We start from the raw sequence: 16681 nt of genomic DNA on the forward strand, positions 1-16681 counted from the left end.
CGACCGATGTAGTTACACCCGGGAGGTGAGCGCTGTGACCCCGAGCGAAGAGGCTCAGCACGGCCACAGGAGCGTGCCCGCTGTGGCCCAGGGGCTGCTGTTCACGGACGACCTCCCGGAGCTCAGCGAGGACATCGGCTACCGCGGCCCGACGGCGTGCAAGGCGGCCGGGATCACCTACCGCCAGCTCGACTACTGGGCCCGCACCGGCCTGGTGGAGCCCTCGGTGCGCGGTGCGACCGGCTCGGGCACGCAGCGCCTGTACGGCTTCCGCGACATCCTCGTGCTCAAGGTGGTCAAGCGCCTGCTCGACACCGGGGTCTCCCTGCAGCAGATCCGCGTGGCCATCCAGCACCTGCGCGAGCGCGGTGTCGAGGACCTGGCCCAGATCACGCTGATGAGCGACGGCGCCTCGGTCTACGAGTGCACCTCCGCCGACGAGGTCATCGACCTGGTCCAGGGTGGCCAGGGCGTCTTCGGCATCGCCGTCGGTCGCGTCTGGCGCGAGGTCGAGGGCACCCTCGCCGAGCTGCCGAGCGAGCGCACCGAGGAGGAGGCCCCCGCGGCCCACCCGGACGACGAGCTGAGCGCCCGGCGGGCTGCCCGCCTGGCCTGAGGCAGCGTGCCCCGTCCGTGGCCCAGCGCCGCGGTCCCACCGTCCACCGGCCCGTCGTCCCTCCGGGGAGGCGGGCCGCGGTGTTAGATTGGGCCTGCTGAACATCCCGCGTGGGAGAGTCCCCGCGTGCACCGGTCGGTGTGCGGCGGGGCGCCGAAGGGGCAAACTCCCCGGAACCTCTCAGGCGCCAGGACCGCGCGGGACAGGCACCTCTGGAGCGGCATCGCCGTGACAGAAGGGGAGGCGATCCGAGCACCCACCCGTTCAGGAGCCTCATGTCCGCGCAGCCCGCCGCCGACCTGCCCGCCTTCGCCGGCCGCCACATCGGTCCCTCGTCCGACGACGTCGCCGCCATGCTGGCGACCGTCGGCCACGACTCGCTCGACTCGCTGGTCGACGCCGCCATCCCCGGTGCCATCCGGTCCCAGGGCGCGCTGCGCGTCGATGCGGCCGAGTCCGAGGCGGCCGTGGTCGAGGAGCTGCGCGCACTCGCCCGGCGCAACCACGTGCTGACCTCGATGATCGGCCTGGGCTACTACGGCACGGTCACGCCCGCGGTCATCCAGCGCAACGTGCTCGAGAACCCTGCCTGGTACACCGCCTACACGCCGTACCAGCCCGAGATCTCCCAGGGCCGGCTCGAGGCGCTGCTCAACTTCCAGACGGTGGTCAGCGACCTGACCGGCCTCACCACGTCGGGGGCGTCGCTGCTTGACGAGGGCACCGCCGCCGCCGAGGCCATGACGCTGATGCGGCGCTCGAGCAAGGCCGCCGCCGATGCGGTGCTGGTCGTGGACCGGCACGCCTTCCCCCAGACGATCGCGGTGATGCAGACCCGTGCGACGCCGCTCGGCATCGACCTCGTCGTCGCCGACCTCGCCGGGGTCGACTCGGCCGAGGCGCTGCGGGCCGCCGCGGGCGACCGTGACGTGTTCGGCGTGCTGGTGCAGTACCCGGGCGCCGACGGGGAGCTGCGCGACTGGAGGGCGCTGGCGGACGCCGCCCACGAGGCCGGTGCCCTCGTCACCGCCGCCGCGGACCTGCTCGCCCTCACCCTGGCCACGGCGCCGGGGGAGTGGGGCGCCGACGTCGCCGTCGGCACCAGCCAGCGGTTCGGCGTGCCGATGGGCTTCGGCGGGCCGCACGCCGGCTACATGTCCGTGCGCGCCGGGCTCGAGCGGTCCCTGCCCGGGCGCCTGGTCGGCGTCAGCGTCGACACCGAGGGCGCACCGGCATACCGGCTCGCACTGCAGACCCGCGAGCAGCACATCCGCCGCGAGAAGGCGACCTCGAACATCTGCACCGCCCAGGTGCTGCTCGCCGTGATGGCGTCGATGTATGCCGTGTACCACGGCCCGAAGGGCCTGGCCGCGATCGCGACCCGCGTGCACTCCCACGCTCGCACCCTTGCCGAGGGGCTGGCAGCCGGTGGCATCGAGGTCGTCACCAGCGCCTGCTTCGACACGGTGACGGTGGCCGTCCCCGGTCGCGCCGACGAGGTCGTGCAGGAGGCCGCCCAGCGGGGCGTGAACCTGTGGCTCGTCGACGCCGACCACGTCTCGGTGAGCGTCGACGAGACGACCGACCTGCGTGACCTCGAGGCCGTGTGGGGTGCCTTCGGCGTCACCGGTTCCTCGGCCGTGACCGTGGCCGCACCGCAGTGGCCGTCGGCCCTGGTCCGCGAGAGCGGCTACCTCGAGCACCCGGTCTTCAACACCCACCACAGCGAGACGTCGATGCTGCGCTACCTGCGCCGCCTCTCCGACCGCGACTTCGCCCTCGACCGCGGCATGATCCCGCTCGGATCCTGCACGATGAAGCTCAACGCGACGACCGAGATGGTGGCCGTGACCTGGCCGGAGTTCTCCGACCTGCACCCGTTCGCGCCGGCCGCGCAGACGACCGGCATCCGCGAGCTCATCTCCGACCTGTCCGCGTGGCTGTGCGAGATCACCGGGTACGACGCGGTCTCCCTGCAGCCGAACGCCGGCTCGCAGGGCGAGTTCGCGGGCCTGCTCGCGATCTCGGCGTTCCACGAGGCGAACGGGCAGTCGCAGCGCCGGATCTGTCTCATCCCGGCCAGCGCCCACGGCACCAACGCCGCCAGCGCGGTCATGGCCGGCATGAAGGTCGTCGTCGTGAAGACGGCGCCCGGCGGTGACATCGACATGGACGACCTGCGCGCCAAGGTCGAGCAGCACCGGGACGACCTCGCGGCGATCATGGTGACCTACCCCTCGACCCACGGGGTGTTCGAGGACACCATCACCGAGCTGTGCGGGCTGGTCCACGACGCCGGCGGCCAGGTGTACGTCGACGGCGCCAACCTCAACGCCCTCGTCGGCCTGGCCAAGCCGGGCAAGTTCGGCGCCGACGTGTCGCACCTCAACCTGCACAAGACCTTCTGCATCCCGCACGGTGGCGGCGGCCCCGGCGTGGGCCCGGTGGCGGTGCGGTCGCACCTCGCGCCGCACCTTCCCAACCACCCGCTCGCCCCCGAGGCAGGCCCGGAGTCTGGCGTCGGCCCGATCTCGGCCGCACCCTACGGCTCCGCGAGCATCCTGCCGATCTCGTGGGCGTACGTCCGCCTCATGGGCGGGGCCGGCCTGACGCGGGCGACCCAGGTCGCCGTGCTCAACGCCAACTACATCGCCGCCCGCCTGCGTGAGCACTACCCGGTGCTGTATGCCGGGCACGACGGGATCGTCGCGCACGAGTGCATCCTCGACCTGCGCGAGCTGACCAAGCGCAGCGGCGTCACGGTCGACGACGTGGCCAAGCGGCTCATCGACTACGGCTTCCACGCCCCGACGATGTCGTTCCCCGTGGCCGGCACACTGATGGTCGAGCCGACCGAGAGCGAGGACCGGTACGAGATCGACCGCTTCTGCGACGCGATGATCGCGATCCGGCACGAGATCGCTGCGGTCGAGTCCGGGGAGGTGGCCGTGGCTGACAGCATGCTGCGCAACGCCCCGCACACCGCGAAGGCGCTGGCGGGCAAGTGGGAGTACCCCTACGAGCGCTCCGACGCCGCCTTCCCGGTCGGGGTCGAGCCGGCGGACAAGTACTGGCCGCCGGTCGCCCGGATCGACGGTGCGTACGGCGACCGCCACCTCGTCTGCAGCTGCCCATCGCCGGAGGCCTTCGAGGGCTGACCGCCCCCGGAAAGGGGCACCGCCGAACGCCGGCACCCGATCGCGCCGTCGCCACAACCCGTGGCGTCGGCGCGGTGCGTTCGCGGTGCCTCGTGCGGGGCGGGGCGGTGCCCTCAGGCGACGGCGGCGGAGTCCGCCGTCCCGCGCAGGTGCACGGTCGACCCGCGCTCGGTCTTGACCACCTCGACCTGGTGGGCGATGAGGGTGCGGAGCTCGGCCACGTGGCTCACGACGCCGACCGCCCGGCCGCCCTCGCGCAGCCCGTCCAGCACGTCCATGACCTGCTCGAGGCTGTCGTCGTCGAGGGTCCCGAAGCCCTCGTCGACGAAGAGCGTCTGGAGCTCGAAGCCCCCGGACTCCTCGCGCACGGCGTCGGCGAGTCCGAGGGCCAGGGCGAGCGAGGCCATGAACGACTCGCCACCGGACAGCGAGGTCGTGCTGCGGGCCTGGCCGGTCCACTGGTCGAGGACCTCCAGGCCGAGGCCGCTGCGGGCGCCCCGGGCGGCGAGCCCGTCGGTGTGCCGCAGGAGGTAGCGGCCGTCGCCCATCGCGCGGAGCCGCTCGTTGGCCAGCGTGGCGACCTTCTCGAGTCGCGCAGCGAGGACGAAGGCGGACAGGCGCATCCGCAGCGCGTTGTTGGGCCCGAGGCCGGCCACCGTGTCGGCGAGGTCGCGCAGCACCTCGTGGCGCACCACCGCCTCACCCAGCAGCTCGCTGTGCGCCGTGACTGTCGCCCGGGCCCGGCGCACGTTGGCCAGGGTGGTTCGCGCCAGGGTGTCGGCGGACGTGGCTGCCGACAGGGCCTCGGCGGCGGTCGCACGCTCAGCCTCGAGCCGGGCGAGGTCGGGTGACGGCTGCTCCAGCGCGCCGGCGACGTCCGGCTCGGCGAGCGTGGCCGTGGCCACTGCCAGGCGACGTTCGTAGCTGCGGGTGGCCTGGGTGAGCTCGGCCACCGTGGCGGCGTCGAGCAGCGCGCGTCGGGCCGCGTCGGCGTCCGAGAACCCGTGCTCGGTGAGTGCCGACGCCGTGGACGCGCAGACCTCGGCGTGCTCGGCCGTCCGCTCGCGCACCCGGGTCACGGCGTCGAGGTGGACCGCCAGGTCGTCGACCGCGCGGCGGTGCGTGGTCACGGTGGCCGTCAGTGCCGCGCGGTCCACCCCCGGGGCGGCGGACGTGCCGTTCCCGACCGGCGTCGAGCACGGGCAGCGCCGGTCGTGGTCAGCGACGGCCTCGAGGTAGCGCGCGAGGCCGGCGGACAGGCGCCGGTCCAGGTCGGTGAGGGATGCCCTCGCGGCGGACTCTGCCTCGCGCAGCCGGGCCTCCTGCTCGCCCAGCGCGGTGGCCTCCTGCTCCACCGTGGTGACGCGCCGTCGCGCCGCCTCGAGCTCCGCCGCGCGCGCCCGCAGGGCGGCGACCGCCTCCTCGGCGCGGGTCGCCTCCGCTGCGAGCTCCTCGGCCGTCCCGGGGTGGTCCGCGAGAGCCTCGGTGTGCTGGGCGGCCACGGCCTCGACCGAGGCGATGCGGACCTGCAGGGCCGTGGACGCCTGCTCGGCCTCACGCCAGCGGACCTCGGCCGCGTCGACGTCGTCGGCACTGACGGGGTCGGCCGACCGGGCCGGGGCCGGGTGCTGCTCGGACCCGCAGACCGGACAGGCCGAGCCGTCCACGAGGCGCGCGGCGAGCTCGGCGGCGATCCCGTCGAGCCGCGCCTCCCGGAGCTGCTGGTAGGTGTCGCGCTGGGCCTGCTCGTGGTCGCGCGCCGCGCGCAGGGCGTCCCGGAGCGCCGTGAGCTGCAGGCTGGCGTCGTCGCACGCCCGGCGCCTGCGAAGTGCCTCGAGGGCGGTGCCGGCCCTCGCCTGCGCCGGGCCCAGGTCCAGTCGGGCCTGCTCCAGCTCGCTGACGCGTGCGGTCGCGGTCGCCAGGCCCTCGGCCGCGCGGGTGCGCTCACCGGCCAGCTCGGCCAGGCGTGCCGCGGTGCGCTGGAGCCGGGAGTCGACCTCGCCGCGCTCGGCCCGGACCTGCTCGAGCTCGTCGGCGTGGTGCACGGCCTCGACGAGGGGGTCGCCGCAGGCACCGAGCTCGTCGAGCGCGCGCCGCAGCGCGGCCTCCGACCGGTCGGCGAGCCCGAGGGCTGCGACCGGCACGCTGGTCGACTCGAGCGCGGCACGGGCGTCGGACACTGCCGTCGCTGCTCGGGCGAGGGCGTTGAGGTCACCGGACACCGCCCGTGCCCGCAGTGCGCCCTCGAGCGCAGCGGTGGCCTGCTCGTGCGTCTCGGCAGCGTCCTCGAGGGCGTCCAGCTCGCGCCGGGCAGCCTCGCCGCGCTGCTGGAGCCGGGCGAGGTCCTGAGCACTCGTGTGGGCCGTGACGGCACGGGCGCCGGCGATGCGCGCAGCGTCGAGGTCGGCCATCGAGGTGGCGACCCAGCCCTCGACCGCAGCCTCGAGCGACTGCAGTGGCCCCTCGAGCTCGCCCGGCGACAGGGCTCCCCAGTCGGGGAGGTCGGCGGTGACCTCGGCGGGCGCGCCGACGAGGTGCTCACCCAGCACGGTCAGCGCGGCCGACAGCGCGGAGCGCTCCGCGTCGACCGTGCCGGCTGCCGCCTTGCGCTGGTCGGCGAACCAGTCCTCGATGCCGACGTACCCGGCGACGTCGAACAGCCGCTCGAGCAACCCCCGCCGCTCCTCGGGGGTGGCGCGCAGGAAGGCGGCGAAGTCGCCCTGGGGGAGCAGCACCACCTTGCTGAACTGGTCGAGGCCCATGCCCAGCACGTCGGCCACGACGTCGGCGATCTCGTCGTGGCGTGAGCTGAGCGCCTCCCAGGAGCCGTCGCGCAGCTCGTACAGGGTGGCCTTGGCAGGCACCGACACCTCGCCGCGACCACGGGCCTTGGGCCGGCGGAACTCCGGCGACCGCTCGATGCGCAGGCGCCGCCCGCCGGCCGTCAGCTCGAGCGCGACGAGCGGTACGGCGCCCCGCTCGGCATGGTCGCTGTGCAGGCCCTTCTTGCTCCGGGCGCCGGGCACGTCGGCATACAGGGCGAAGGCGATGGCATCGAGCAGGCTGGTCTTGCCCGCGCCGGTGGCCCCACGGATCAGGAACAGGCCGCCCTCGGACACGGCGTCGAGGTCCACCTCGACCGTGCCCGCGAACGGGCCGAAGGCCGTGACCGAGAGCCGGTGCAGCCTCACGCCGCACCCGCCCGGCGGCCGTCGGATCCCTCACCGGACTGCTCCGCGGGGCGCCCGACGTCGGCGCGGCCCTCGTCCTCGCGCAGGCCCCGGTCGAGTCGGACCGCCTCGACGGCCTCGAGCAGCAGGGCGCGCTCGTCCTCGCTCGCAGCCGCCCCGGCCCGGACGTGGCCCAGGAAGTCGCAGCACACGTCGACGGGGTCCTCGGCGGCGGTGCGCTCGGTGTAGCTGCGGACCGGGACCGCCGCGCCCTGCGGGTCGAACTGCAGGACGAGCGTGTGCGGGAACCTGCGGCGGAGCTGCTCCATCGCGCCGAGCGGCCGCACGGGGTCGGTGAGCGTCACCTGGCACCACGCGCGCTCGGCCGGGGTGAGCCGCGGGTCGAGCAGCAGCTCGTCGAGGTCACCGCGCAGCACGGCCAGCTCGCGGTGGACCGGTGCCTCCACGTGCTCGACCTCGACGGCACCGGTGGCGGCGTCGAGGTCGACGAGCCACGAGCCCTTGGAGTGGCGCCACTCGCTGAAGGACAGCGCCACGGGGGAGCCGCTGTACCGCACGGTCTCGCCCACGTGCTGGCGCCCGTGGAGGTGGCCCAGCGCGGCATACGCGACACCCTCGAAGACGGACGGCGGCACCGCGCTGACGCCACCCACGGAGATGTCGCGCTCGGAGTCGCTGGTCGCGCCGCCGGTGACGAAGGCGTGCGCCATCACCACGCCCGGCAGCCCCCGGGCCCCGAGGTCCGCACGAACGCGGTCCATCGCAGCGCCGAGCACGCCGGCGTGGGTGCGCTCGGACACACCCAGCGGCTCGGCGGCGACGGACGGCTCGAGGTAGGGGAGCGGGTAGACCGCGACGCCGTCGACGACCACGGGGGTGCCGAGGGACGCCAGCGAGGAGCGGATGTGCAGGCCGGCGCGCGCCAGCAGGTCGCTGGCGAACCCGAGGCGGATGGCGGAGTCGTGGTTGCCGCTGGACAGCACCACCTGGGCCCCCGCGTCGACGAGGCGGGTGACCGCGTCGGACAGCAGGCGCACCGTGTCGGGGGACGGCATGGCCCGGTCGTAGACGTCGCCGGAGACGAGCACCGCGTCGACCGACTCGGTGCGCACGACCTCGACGAGGGAGTCCACGAACCCCGCCTGGGCGTCGAGCAGCCCCACCTGGTGGAACGAGCGCCCCAGGTGCCAGTCGGAGGTGTGGAGGAACCGCACACGAGCAGGCTAGGAGAGGGCACCGACACGATCGGTGAGGCGCCTCGGCGTGCCTCGCCACGGGATCTCCCACGGTGGTGGCAGGCCCGCGCCGCCTGTGGTTGGGTCGTGTCAGCAGAGGCGCCACGCCGCATCCGCACGCACCGCGTGCCGCACCGCACAGGAGGTCAGCAGTGGGCGAAGAGGTGACGGCGCAGAGCTACAGCCGAGAGCAGCGCCAGCGCTACCGCGAGAAGGTCCGCCAGAACCTCGACGTCTTCGAGCGCATGCTGGCCCAGAGCGTCTTCGAGTTCGAGCGGCCGACGACCGGCATGGAGATCGAGCTCAACCTCGTCGACGGGGACTACCGGCCCAAGTTCGCCAACGCCGAGGTCCTCGAGGAGATCGCCGACCCGGGCTACCAGACCGAGCTGGCCCGCTACAACATCGAGCTCAACGTCCCGCCCCGGCCGCTGCCCGGCGACGCCGCCATGGAGCTGGAGGAGGAGATGCGGGCCTCGCTCAACGCCGCCAGCGCGGCGGCGGAGAAGCGTGGTGCGCACATCGTCGCCGTCGGCATCCTCCCCACGATCATGCCCGAGCACTTCGAGGGCGAGTGGATCAGTGCCAACAACCGCTACACCGCGCTCAACGACTCGATCTTCTACGCCCGCGGCGAGGACATCTACCTCGACATCGAGGGGCCGACGGGGGAGCGGGTGGCGACCTACTGCGACTCGATCGCGCCCGAGTCGGCCTGCACCAGCGTCCAGCTCCACCTGCAGGTGTCTCCGCAGGACTTCGCGGCCCACTGGAATGCCGCCCAGGCGCTCGTCGCCCCGCAGATCGCGCTGGCCGCCAACAGCCCGTTCTTCTTCGGCCAGCGGCTGCACGCCGAGACCCGCATCGAGCTGTTCAGCCAGGCCACCGACACGCGCAGCGTCGAGCTGAAGAACCAGGGCGTGCGCCCGCGGGTCTTCTTCGGCGAGCGCTGGATCACCTCGATCTTCGACCTCTTCGAGGAGAACGTGCGGTACTTCCCGGCACTGCTGGCGGAGGTCTCCGACGAGGACCCGGTCGCCAAGCTGGAGGCGGGGGAGGCGCCCGCGCTCGCCGAGCTGCGGCTGCACAACGGCACGGTCTACCGGTGGAACCGCCCGATCTACGACATCGTCGACGGCACGCCCCACCTGCGGGTCGAGAACCGGGTGCTGCCCGCAGGCCCGACCCTCGTCGACGTGCTCGCCAACGCGGCCTTCTACTACGGCGTCATGCGCAAGCTCGCCTCCGACGACCGCCCCGTGTGGACCAAGATGAGCTTCGCCGCCGCCGAGCAGAACTTCCACAGCGCGGCCCGAGACGGCATCGAGTCCCGGCTCTACTGGCCGGGGTTCGGCGAGGTCCGCGCCGAGGAGCTGGTCCTGCGCCACCTGCTGCCGATGGCGCACGAGGGCCTCACGGAGTGGGGTGTCTCGCAGAAGGTGCGCGACCGGTACCTGTCCGTGATCGAGGGCCGGTGCACGACCTCGACCAACGGCGCCACGTGGCAGACCGACGCCGTGGCCCGCCTGCAGGATCGGGGGATGGACCGCCAGAGCGCGCTGGCCGAGATGCTGCGGGTGTATGCCGGGCACATGCACAGCAACGACCCGGTCCACACCTGGCCGCTGCCCTGACACGTCGGCGCCCGGGGGTACGCTGATCTCGAGACCTTGACACCCTTGACGCGATGAGCGAGGCGCTGATGCCCAGGACGACGACCCGGCCGAGCCCCGGGACGGACCCGACGACCTCGGGCGCGGTGGACCAAGCGCCCGTGGACCCCGAGGCCGTGGACGCCCTCGTGGCCGAGGTCCGCCGCCGGGTGGAGGAGCGGGCCCGTGGGCTCGTCGCGCAGGGGCGGCGCCTGGACCTCGCCCAGGTCGAGGACCTCGCCGACCGCATGGTCGCGGCGCTGCCGACGGTGCACCCGTTGGACCAGCCGCTCGGGCCGTTCTACGACACGACGGGTCTCGTGGCGTGGCTCGGCATCTCCCGACAGGCGCTCTTCGACCGCGTCCGCCGCGGCACGGTGCTGGCCTGTCGCACGGCCGACGGCCACCTCGTCTACCCGTCGCTGCAGTTCGGGCGCACCGGCCAGGTGCGACCGGGCGTCCAGGAGGCGGTCGGCGCCTTCACGAGGGCCGGGGTCGACGGCTGGGTGGCCGGCACGTGGCTGACCACCCCGAGCGAGGTGTTCGACGGCGAGAGCGCGGTCGACTACCTCGTGGTGCACCGGTCGTCCGCCGCCGCGGTCGCACGGGTCGCCTCGGCGGCGGCAGCGGACGCCGCCCGGTGGGCCGCCTGACGTGGCGGACCGGCAACGACCGGCCCAGGGGCGACCGTCCGGGTCGCTCGAGGGATTCCCCACCCGCCGTCTGACCCGGGCGACGGCGCTCTTCCGTGCCCACCGCGCCGACCGGGGCCCGTGGTGGTTCGGCAACGACGGGGGAGGGCGGTTCGACCTGGCCGCCCCGCGCGGCACCTGCTACCTGGCGCTCGACCCGTGCAGCGCCGTGCGCGAGCGCCTCGGCCTCGTCCTCGGCGGCCGGCGGGAAGTCCCGGCGTCCCTGCTCGAGGAGGTGCTCGTGTCGACCCTGCACGTCCCCGGGCCGGTCGAGGTGGCCGACGTGCAGTCCCGCGAGGCCGGCGACTTCGGGGTCACCCGCGAGCTGGAGAGCATGGTGCCGTATGCCGTGCCGCAGGCGTGGGCGCGCGCGTTCGACGACGCGGGCCTGGGCGGGGTGGCCTACGGGCCGAGGTTCACGCCGGGGGAGGCGAGCGCCGTGGGCCTCTTCGGCCCGGCCGGGGCGGCCGACTGGCCGGTCGACCCCGCGCCGGTGGAGGCCGTCGCCGTCGATGGGGTCCCGGTGTCGCTGGCCCCGCCACGGCTCGCCGACATCACCGTGGTGCGGGCTCCCCGGACGCGGCCCTGACGGCCGGTCCGTGGTTCCACACCCGGATCGCCGGCTGCTCCCGCTCGTACTCCAGGACGCTCACCGAACCCGCGTCGAGCAGCAGCTGGGCCGCCATCCGCGGCTCCCGTCGCAGGAAGACCGTCGCCAGCACGCGCAGGCAGTGGCCGTGCCCGACGAGCGCGACGTCGCCGTCGTGCAGGGCCGCGACCGCCCGCCGGACGACGCGGGAGGCACGCGCGGCGACCTCCTCGACCGTCTCGCCCGGGGTGTCCCCGGGCACGACCCCGTCCTCGAAGATGCTCCAGTCGTAGCCGAGGCGCTCGCGGATCTGCGGCGTGGTGAGGCCCTCGTAGGCGCCGTAGTCCCACTCGAGCAGGTCGTCGTCCACCTCCGGGTGGAGGCCCGCGAGCTGCGCCGTCCGGCGCGCCCGCTCCAGGGGCGAGGTCAGGGCGAGCACGAACCGGTAGCCCGTCAGCAGGCGCCCCGACGCCCGGGCCAGCTCCTCGCCGTGCCCGGTGAGCGGGATGTCGGTGCGCCCGGTGTGCTGGCCGGACCTCGACCACTCGGTCTCCCCGTGGCGGAGCAGGACGAGCCGGCCCTCAGGCGTCGGCGGGTTCGACGGTCGCGTGGTCACACCGCGCAGTCTCTCTGACACAGTGGCCCCATGCGACTGCGGTACCGCCTGCTCAACGTGTTCGCCCGGGAGGGGGACCCGTTCTCGGGCAACCCGCTGTGCGTCTTCGAGGACGGCTCCGGGCTGTCGGACGACCAGATGCTGGCCCTGGCGCGCCAGTTCAACCTGTCCGAGACGACGTTCCTCGTGCCCCCGGCCGACGGTGCCGACGCGAGGGTGCGGATCTTCACGACCGCCTACGAGATGCCCTTCGCCGGGCACCCGACGCTCGGCACGGCGCACGTGGCCCGGGCGCTCGGCCTCGGGGGCGACCACCTCGGCCTCTCGATGCCGGCCGGGACCATCCCGGTCGAGGCGGCCGGCGACACCTGGACGCTGACGGCCAACCCCGGCCGGGTCGAGGCGCACCTCGACGCCGACGACCTCGCGGCAGCCCTCTCGCTGGCCCCGGGGGAGGTGCTCGCCACCGCCCAGCAGGTGTCGGTGGGAACGACGCAGGTCATCGCCCCGGTCGCCGACGCGGACGTCGTGCGGCGCGCGCGGGTGGTCCCCACCGCCTTCCCCGCGTATGCCGGGATGGGCCGCAGCGGGGAGGCGCTCGTCTACGTGTGGGCGCAGACCGACCCGGGCAGGATCCTCGCCCGGGCGCTGCTCAGCGACGGCTCCTCGGTGGCGGAGGACCCGGCCACCGGCTCGGCGTGCTCCAACCTCGGCGCCTGGTTCGCCGCCCAGGGCGCGTCCGGGTCCTGGGAGGTCAGCCAGGGTGAGCAGGTGTCCCGTCCCTCGACGCTGCGGCTGCAGGTCGACGAGGACGGCACGGTGCGCGTGGGCGGGCTGGTGCACGAGGTCGGTGGGGGAGAGGTCGTGCTCTGATGCCCGAGTTCGTCGTCTTCCTGCGCGCCGTCAACGTCGGCAGGCGCAAGCTCACCATGGCGGAGGCGCGGGAGGCCCTGTCGCAGAGCGGTTTCGCCGACGTCGAGTCGCACATCCAGACGGGCAACTTCCTGCTCGGGACCACGATGCGCAGCGCGGCCAAGGTCGAGGCCGCGGTCAGCGAGTGCCTCAGCGCGCACGCCGGCTTCGACATCGTCTCGATGGCCCGCACGCGCACGCAGGTGCGCTCCCTCGTCGAGGAGGTCGACGGCATACCGGCGGTGTGGGAGGGGGCCTCGCGCTATGTCTCCTTCCTCGCGGACGCCCCCGCCGCTGCAGCGCGCAGGCGGCTGGAGGAGTGGGAGGAGAGCAAGGAGCGCGCGTTCGTCCTGGGGAAGCACGTGCTGCTCGAGATCGGTGGTCCGTTCCACGAGGCGAAGCTCGGGAATGCCCTGCTGGAGAAGATCGCTGGAGTGGACGGAACGGCCCGCAACATGACCGTGGTGCGGGCGATCGCGGAGAAATGGGGTGCCTGATGGCGCAGGAGACGAGTGAGAAGACCGGTGGCACGGGCCTGGGCCACCGCAGCGTGAGCATGGAGCGCGTGTCCAAGGGCGTGTTCGACGTGACCAACGTGCGCGGGGGCACCCTGCGGATCGGCGGTGGCGACTCCGCGGACTTCACGCCCGTAGAGCTGCTCCTGACCGCGATCGCCGGGTGCTCGGCCGTCGACGTCGACTTCATCACGGCCAAGCGCGCCGAGCCGGTCACCTTCACCGTGACGTCCGAGGGCGACAAGATCCGCGACGAGCAGGGGACCAACCGGATGGAGGGACTCACCGTCCGCTTCGCCGTGACGTTCCCCGAGGGGCCGGACGGGGACCGCGCCCGGGAGATGCTGCCCAAGGCGATCCAGATGTCCGAGGAGCGGCTCTGCACGGTCAGCCGCACGGTCGCGCACGGCACGCCGATCGACGCCGGCCTGGCCGACTCCTAGGTGGTCAGCGGTGCCGTCGGTGCGGGCGGTCCGTGGGACGCCGTCAGTGCCGCACCCGGTGGCGGGTGAACACCACGCCGCTGGCGAAGGTGCGCACCTCGGCGAGCTCGAGGTCGAGCCGCTGACCGGCGGGGAGGGCCGCGGTGCCGCCACCCACGCAGACCGGGTGGCGGTACAGCCCCACCTCGTCGACCAGTCCCGCAGCGAACGCGCGGGCCGCGAGGGTCGGTCCGCCCACGCTCACGTCCGAGGCTGACGCGTCCACGAGCCGGCGGGCCGCCCCTGCGTCGAAGGTCGCCTCGACGCGGGTGCGCGGCGCCGTGTCACCGCTGGCGTCGAGGGTCGTGGAGTACACCACCTTGTCTGCGCCCTGCCACAGCCGTCGGTAGTCCCGGGTGACCGGATCGCGGTCGTCCTCGCCCGGGCCGTCCCAGTACCGCAGGACCTCCCACATCCGCCGGCCGAGCAGGTACGTGCCGATGCGGGCCGCCTCGTCGTTGACGTGGGCGTGCACCCCGGCGTCCGGGGCCGCCCAGGTGAAGTCGCCGCCGGAGTCGACGACGTACCCGTCGAGCGAGCAGATGGCGGTGAAGACCAGACGGCCCACGAGCGCCTCGCCTCAGCCCTTGCCGTCGACCTGGTCGCGGGCGGTGGTGAAGGCCTGGACGCAGGTGCGGATGTCGTCCTCGGTGTGGGCGGCGGAGAGCTGGACGCGGATGCGTGCCTTGCCCTGGGGGACGACGGGGTAGGAGAAGGCGATGACGTAGACGCCCTGGGCGAGCATGGCGTCGGCGATCCGGGCGGCGCGGCGGGCGCCGTCCTCGCCGGGGAACATGACCGGGGTGATGGGGTGCTCCCCGGGCAGCAGGTCGAACCCGGCGTCGGTCATGAGCCGTCGGAACAGGGCGGTGTTGTCGCGCAGCCGCGCCCGGGCGTCGCTGGAGGCTGCTGCGAGCTGCAGGGCCTTGAGCGAGCCCGCGGCGATGGAGGGGGCGACGGCGTTGGAGAACAGGTACGGGCGGGAGCGCTGGCGCAGCAGGTCGACGATCTCCTGGTGGGCCGCGACGTACCCGCCCGACGCGCCGCCGAGGGCCTTGCCGAGGGTGCCGGTGAGGATGTCGACCCGGTCCATGACCCCGAACCGTTCGGGGGTGCCGCGGCCGCCGTCGCCGATGAACCCCACGGCGTGGGAGTCGTCGACCAGGACCATGGCACCGAACTCCTCGGCGAGGTCGCAGATCTGGTCCAGCGGGGCGAGGTAGCCGTCCATCGAGAACACCCCGTCGGTGACCACGACGGTGCGCCGGGCGCCGGCGTCGCGGGCGGCCTGCAGCTGGGTGCGCAGGTCGGCCATGTCGGCGTTGCGGTACCGGTACCGCTGCGCCTTGGACAGGCGGATGCCGTCGATGATCGAGGCGTGGTTGAGCTCGTCGGACACGATCGCGTCCTGCGGGCCGAACAGCACCTCGAACACGCCACCGTTGGCGTCGAAGCAGGAGGAGTACAGGATCGTGTCGTCGGTGCCGAGGAAGTCCGACAGCGCCGCCTCGAGCTGCTTGTGCAGGACCTGGGTGCCGCAGATGAACCGGACGCTGGCCATGCCGAAGCCCCACTCGCGCAGGGCCGCGGCGGCGGCGTCCTCGACGTCGGGGTTGTCGGCCAGGCCGAGGTAGTTGTTCGCGCAGAAGTTCAGCGCCTGCGCCTGCGCCCCCCCACCCTCGCCGGTCCCGCCGGTGGTGCCGGTGGTCTGGGTGCGGATGTGGGCGGACTGCGGCGAGGCCAGCTGCCGCTCGTGCTTGTACAGGCCGGCCTGCTCGATCTCGGCCAGGGTCGCGGCCAGCTGTTCCTTGACGGTGCCGTACACGGTGGTTCCTTTCAGCTCCAGTCCAGAATGACCTTGCCGCAGTGCCCGGACCGGGCTGCGGCGAACGCGTCCTGCCACTGCTCGGCGCCGAAGCGGTGGGTGATCACCGACGCGACCCGCGCCCGCAGCACCTCGCTGCTGCCCAGCATCGAGCTCATCGCGTACCAGGTGTCGTACATCTCCCGGCCGTAGATGCCCTTGATCGTGATCATGTGCGTGATCACCCGGCCCCAGTCGATCGCGAACGGGTCCTTGGGCAGCCCCAGCATCGCCACCCGGCCGCCGTGGTTCATGTTCGCCAGCATGTCCTCCACCGCGGAGGGCACCCCCGACATCTCCAGGCCCACGTCGAAGCCCTCCCGCATGCCGAGCTCACCCATCGCCTCGCGCAGGTTGCTCGTAGCCGCGTTGACGACCAGGTCCGCGCCGGCGTCCTTGGCCAGCCCCAGCCGGTAGTCGCTGACGTCGGTCACGACCACGTGCCGGGCACCCACGTGCCGGGCCAGCGCCGCGGCCATCACCCCGATCGGCCCCGCCCCGGTGATCACCACGTCCTCACCGGCCATCGGGAACTGCAGCGCCGTGTGCACCGCGTTGCCGAACGGGTCGAACACCGCCCCCAGGTCCGGGTCCAGGTCGTCCGGCTGCACCCACACGTTCGAGGCCGGGATCACCACGAAGTCCGCGAACGCCCCGTCCCGGTTCACCCCCACGCCCTGCGTGTGGATGCACATGTGCCGCCGCCCGGCCCGGCAGTTGCGGCACGTGCCGCACACGATGTGCCCCTCACCGGAGGCGCGCTGCCCCACCCGCACCGACGTGACGTCCTCACCGACCTCCACGACCTCGCCGTAGAACTCGTGCCCGATCGTCATCGGCGCCTTCACCGTCGAGGCCGCCCAGTCGTCCCACTGCTCCAGGTGCAGGTCGGTCCCGCACAACCCCGCCCGCAACACCCGGATCTTCACGTCCATCGCCCCCACCACCGGCTCGGGGACGTCCAACAGCTCGAGTCCGGGGCCGGCGTGGGTCTTCACGAGTGCGCGCACGGGCCCACCATAGTGACCCCCGCAGGAGCTCCTGTATGCCGCGGTGCCCGGCACCGCGGGGGTGAGTTGAGGGCATGGCGCGCGACCTCGGCGTGCACCCCCTCGTCCCCCCCCCCCGGGCCCTCGGGCCGGCGGTGGCCCGGATGCGC

Annotated in this window: 14 protein-coding genes and 1 riboswitch; of the genes, 8 read left to right on the plus strand and 6 right to left on the minus strand. The window is 73.6% G+C overall.

Translation table 11 applies throughout. The features are described from left to right. The first annotated feature begins 34 nt into the window (after nucleotides 1–34). On the plus strand, nucleotides 35–616 hold the full coding sequence (locus ACFUC1_RS12700) for a MerR family transcriptional regulator (protein ID WP_379120259.1): 582 nt from the start codon (nucleotides 35–37) through the stop codon (nucleotides 614–616). A gap of 101 nt (nucleotides 617–717) precedes the next feature. Beyond that, nucleotides 718–822, plus strand: a riboswitch (glycine riboswitch). A gap of 69 nt (nucleotides 823–891) precedes the next feature. Then, nucleotides 892–3774 (plus strand): aminomethyl-transferring glycine dehydrogenase, encoded by a 2883-nt coding sequence (gene gcvP / locus ACFUC1_RS12705; protein WP_379120232.1) that lies wholly within the window; start codon nucleotides 892–894, stop codon nucleotides 3772–3774. Nucleotides 3775–3887: 113 nt separating this feature from the next. Here gcvP and ACFUC1_RS12710 read toward each other — a convergent pair whose 3' ends face one another. Beyond that, complete coding sequence (locus ACFUC1_RS12710) at nucleotides 3888–6965, minus strand: AAA family ATPase (protein ID WP_379120234.1); 3078 nt, start codon at nucleotides 6963–6965, stop codon at nucleotides 3888–3890. Then, on the minus strand, nucleotides 6962–8179 hold the full coding sequence (locus tag ACFUC1_RS12715) for an exonuclease SbcCD subunit D (protein ID WP_379120236.1): 1218 nt from the start codon (nucleotides 8177–8179) through the stop codon (nucleotides 6962–6964). Before ACFUC1_RS12715 ends, ACFUC1_RS12710 begins: the two co-directional genes overlap by 4 nt. 173 nt (nucleotides 8180–8352) lie before the next feature. Between ACFUC1_RS12715 and ACFUC1_RS12720 the strand changes: the two genes are divergently transcribed. Genes ACFUC1_RS12720 through ACFUC1_RS12730 form a run of 3 tightly spaced genes read left to right on the plus strand, consistent with a single transcriptional unit; the run spans nucleotide 8353 to nucleotide 11133 of the window. Further along, the gene (locus ACFUC1_RS12720; RefSeq protein WP_379120238.1) at nucleotides 8353–9834 is read left to right on the plus strand and encodes a glutamate--cysteine ligase; all 1482 of its coding nucleotides are present in this window, start codon (nucleotides 8353–8355) and stop codon (nucleotides 9832–9834) included. Between the two features lie 53 nt (nucleotides 9835–9887). After that, nucleotides 9888–10505, plus strand: coding sequence for a hypothetical protein (locus tag ACFUC1_RS12725; RefSeq protein ID WP_379120240.1), 618 nt, complete (start codon nucleotides 9888–9890; stop codon nucleotides 10503–10505). Between the two features lies 1 nt (nucleotide 10506). Further along, nucleotides 10507–11133 (plus strand): RES family NAD+ phosphorylase, encoded by a 627-nt coding sequence (locus ACFUC1_RS12730; protein WP_379120242.1) that lies wholly within the window; start codon nucleotides 10507–10509, stop codon nucleotides 11131–11133. Here ACFUC1_RS12730 and ACFUC1_RS12735 read toward each other — a convergent pair. After that, nucleotides 11099–11749, minus strand: coding sequence for a histidine phosphatase family protein (locus ACFUC1_RS12735; RefSeq protein WP_379120245.1), 651 nt, complete (start codon nucleotides 11747–11749; stop codon nucleotides 11099–11101). The two genes, ACFUC1_RS12730 and ACFUC1_RS12735, sit on opposite strands and share 35 nt — an antisense overlap. Before the next feature lie 30 nt (nucleotides 11750–11779). Between ACFUC1_RS12735 and ACFUC1_RS12740 the strand changes: the two genes are divergently transcribed. From ACFUC1_RS12740 to ACFUC1_RS12750, 3 genes are read left to right on the plus strand one after another with little or no spacing between them, the layout of a single operon-like run. Then, a complete protein-coding gene (locus ACFUC1_RS12740) occupies nucleotides 11780–12622 on the plus strand; it encodes a PhzF family phenazine biosynthesis protein (protein ID WP_379120247.1) in 843 nt (280 codons plus the stop codon). After that, nucleotides 12622–13158, plus strand: a complete 537-nt coding sequence (locus ACFUC1_RS12745; protein ID WP_379120249.1) for a DUF1697 domain-containing protein — start codon at nucleotides 12622–12624, stop codon at nucleotides 13156–13158. Before ACFUC1_RS12740 ends, ACFUC1_RS12745 begins: the two co-directional genes overlap by 1 nt. Next, the gene (locus ACFUC1_RS12750) at nucleotides 13158–13619 is read left to right on the plus strand and encodes an OsmC family protein (protein WP_379120251.1); all 462 of its coding nucleotides are present in this window, start codon (nucleotides 13158–13160) and stop codon (nucleotides 13617–13619) included. Before ACFUC1_RS12745 ends, ACFUC1_RS12750 begins: the two co-directional genes overlap by 1 nt. Before the next feature lie 43 nt (nucleotides 13620–13662). Here the strand turns inward: ACFUC1_RS12750 and ACFUC1_RS12755 are convergent, their stop codons facing one another. The 3 genes from ACFUC1_RS12755 to tdh are packed head-to-tail and all read right to left on the minus strand — an operon-like array spanning nucleotide 13663 to nucleotide 16532. Continuing rightward, complete coding sequence (locus ACFUC1_RS12755) at nucleotides 13663–14226, minus strand: dihydrofolate reductase family protein (RefSeq protein ID WP_379120253.1); 564 nt, start codon at nucleotides 14224–14226, stop codon at nucleotides 13663–13665. A gap of 12 nt (nucleotides 14227–14238) precedes the next feature. Further along, nucleotides 14239–15483, minus strand: a complete 1245-nt coding sequence (locus tag ACFUC1_RS12760; RefSeq protein ID WP_379120255.1) for a glycine C-acetyltransferase — start codon at nucleotides 15481–15483, stop codon at nucleotides 14239–14241. Nucleotides 15484–15494: 11 nt separating this feature from the next. Further along, nucleotides 15495–16532 carry an L-threonine 3-dehydrogenase gene (gene tdh, locus ACFUC1_RS12765; RefSeq protein WP_379120257.1) on the minus strand — a complete coding sequence of 346 codons (1038 nt, stop codon included), beginning with the start codon at nucleotides 16530–16532 and terminating at the stop codon, nucleotides 15495–15497. Nucleotides 16533–16681 lie beyond the last annotated feature (149 nt).

Origin of the sequence: Pedococcus sp. NPDC057267 (genome assembly GCF_042668795.1) — a bacterium.
Classification (GTDB): domain Bacteria; phylum Actinomycetota; class Actinomycetes; order Actinomycetales; family Dermatophilaceae; genus Pedococcus.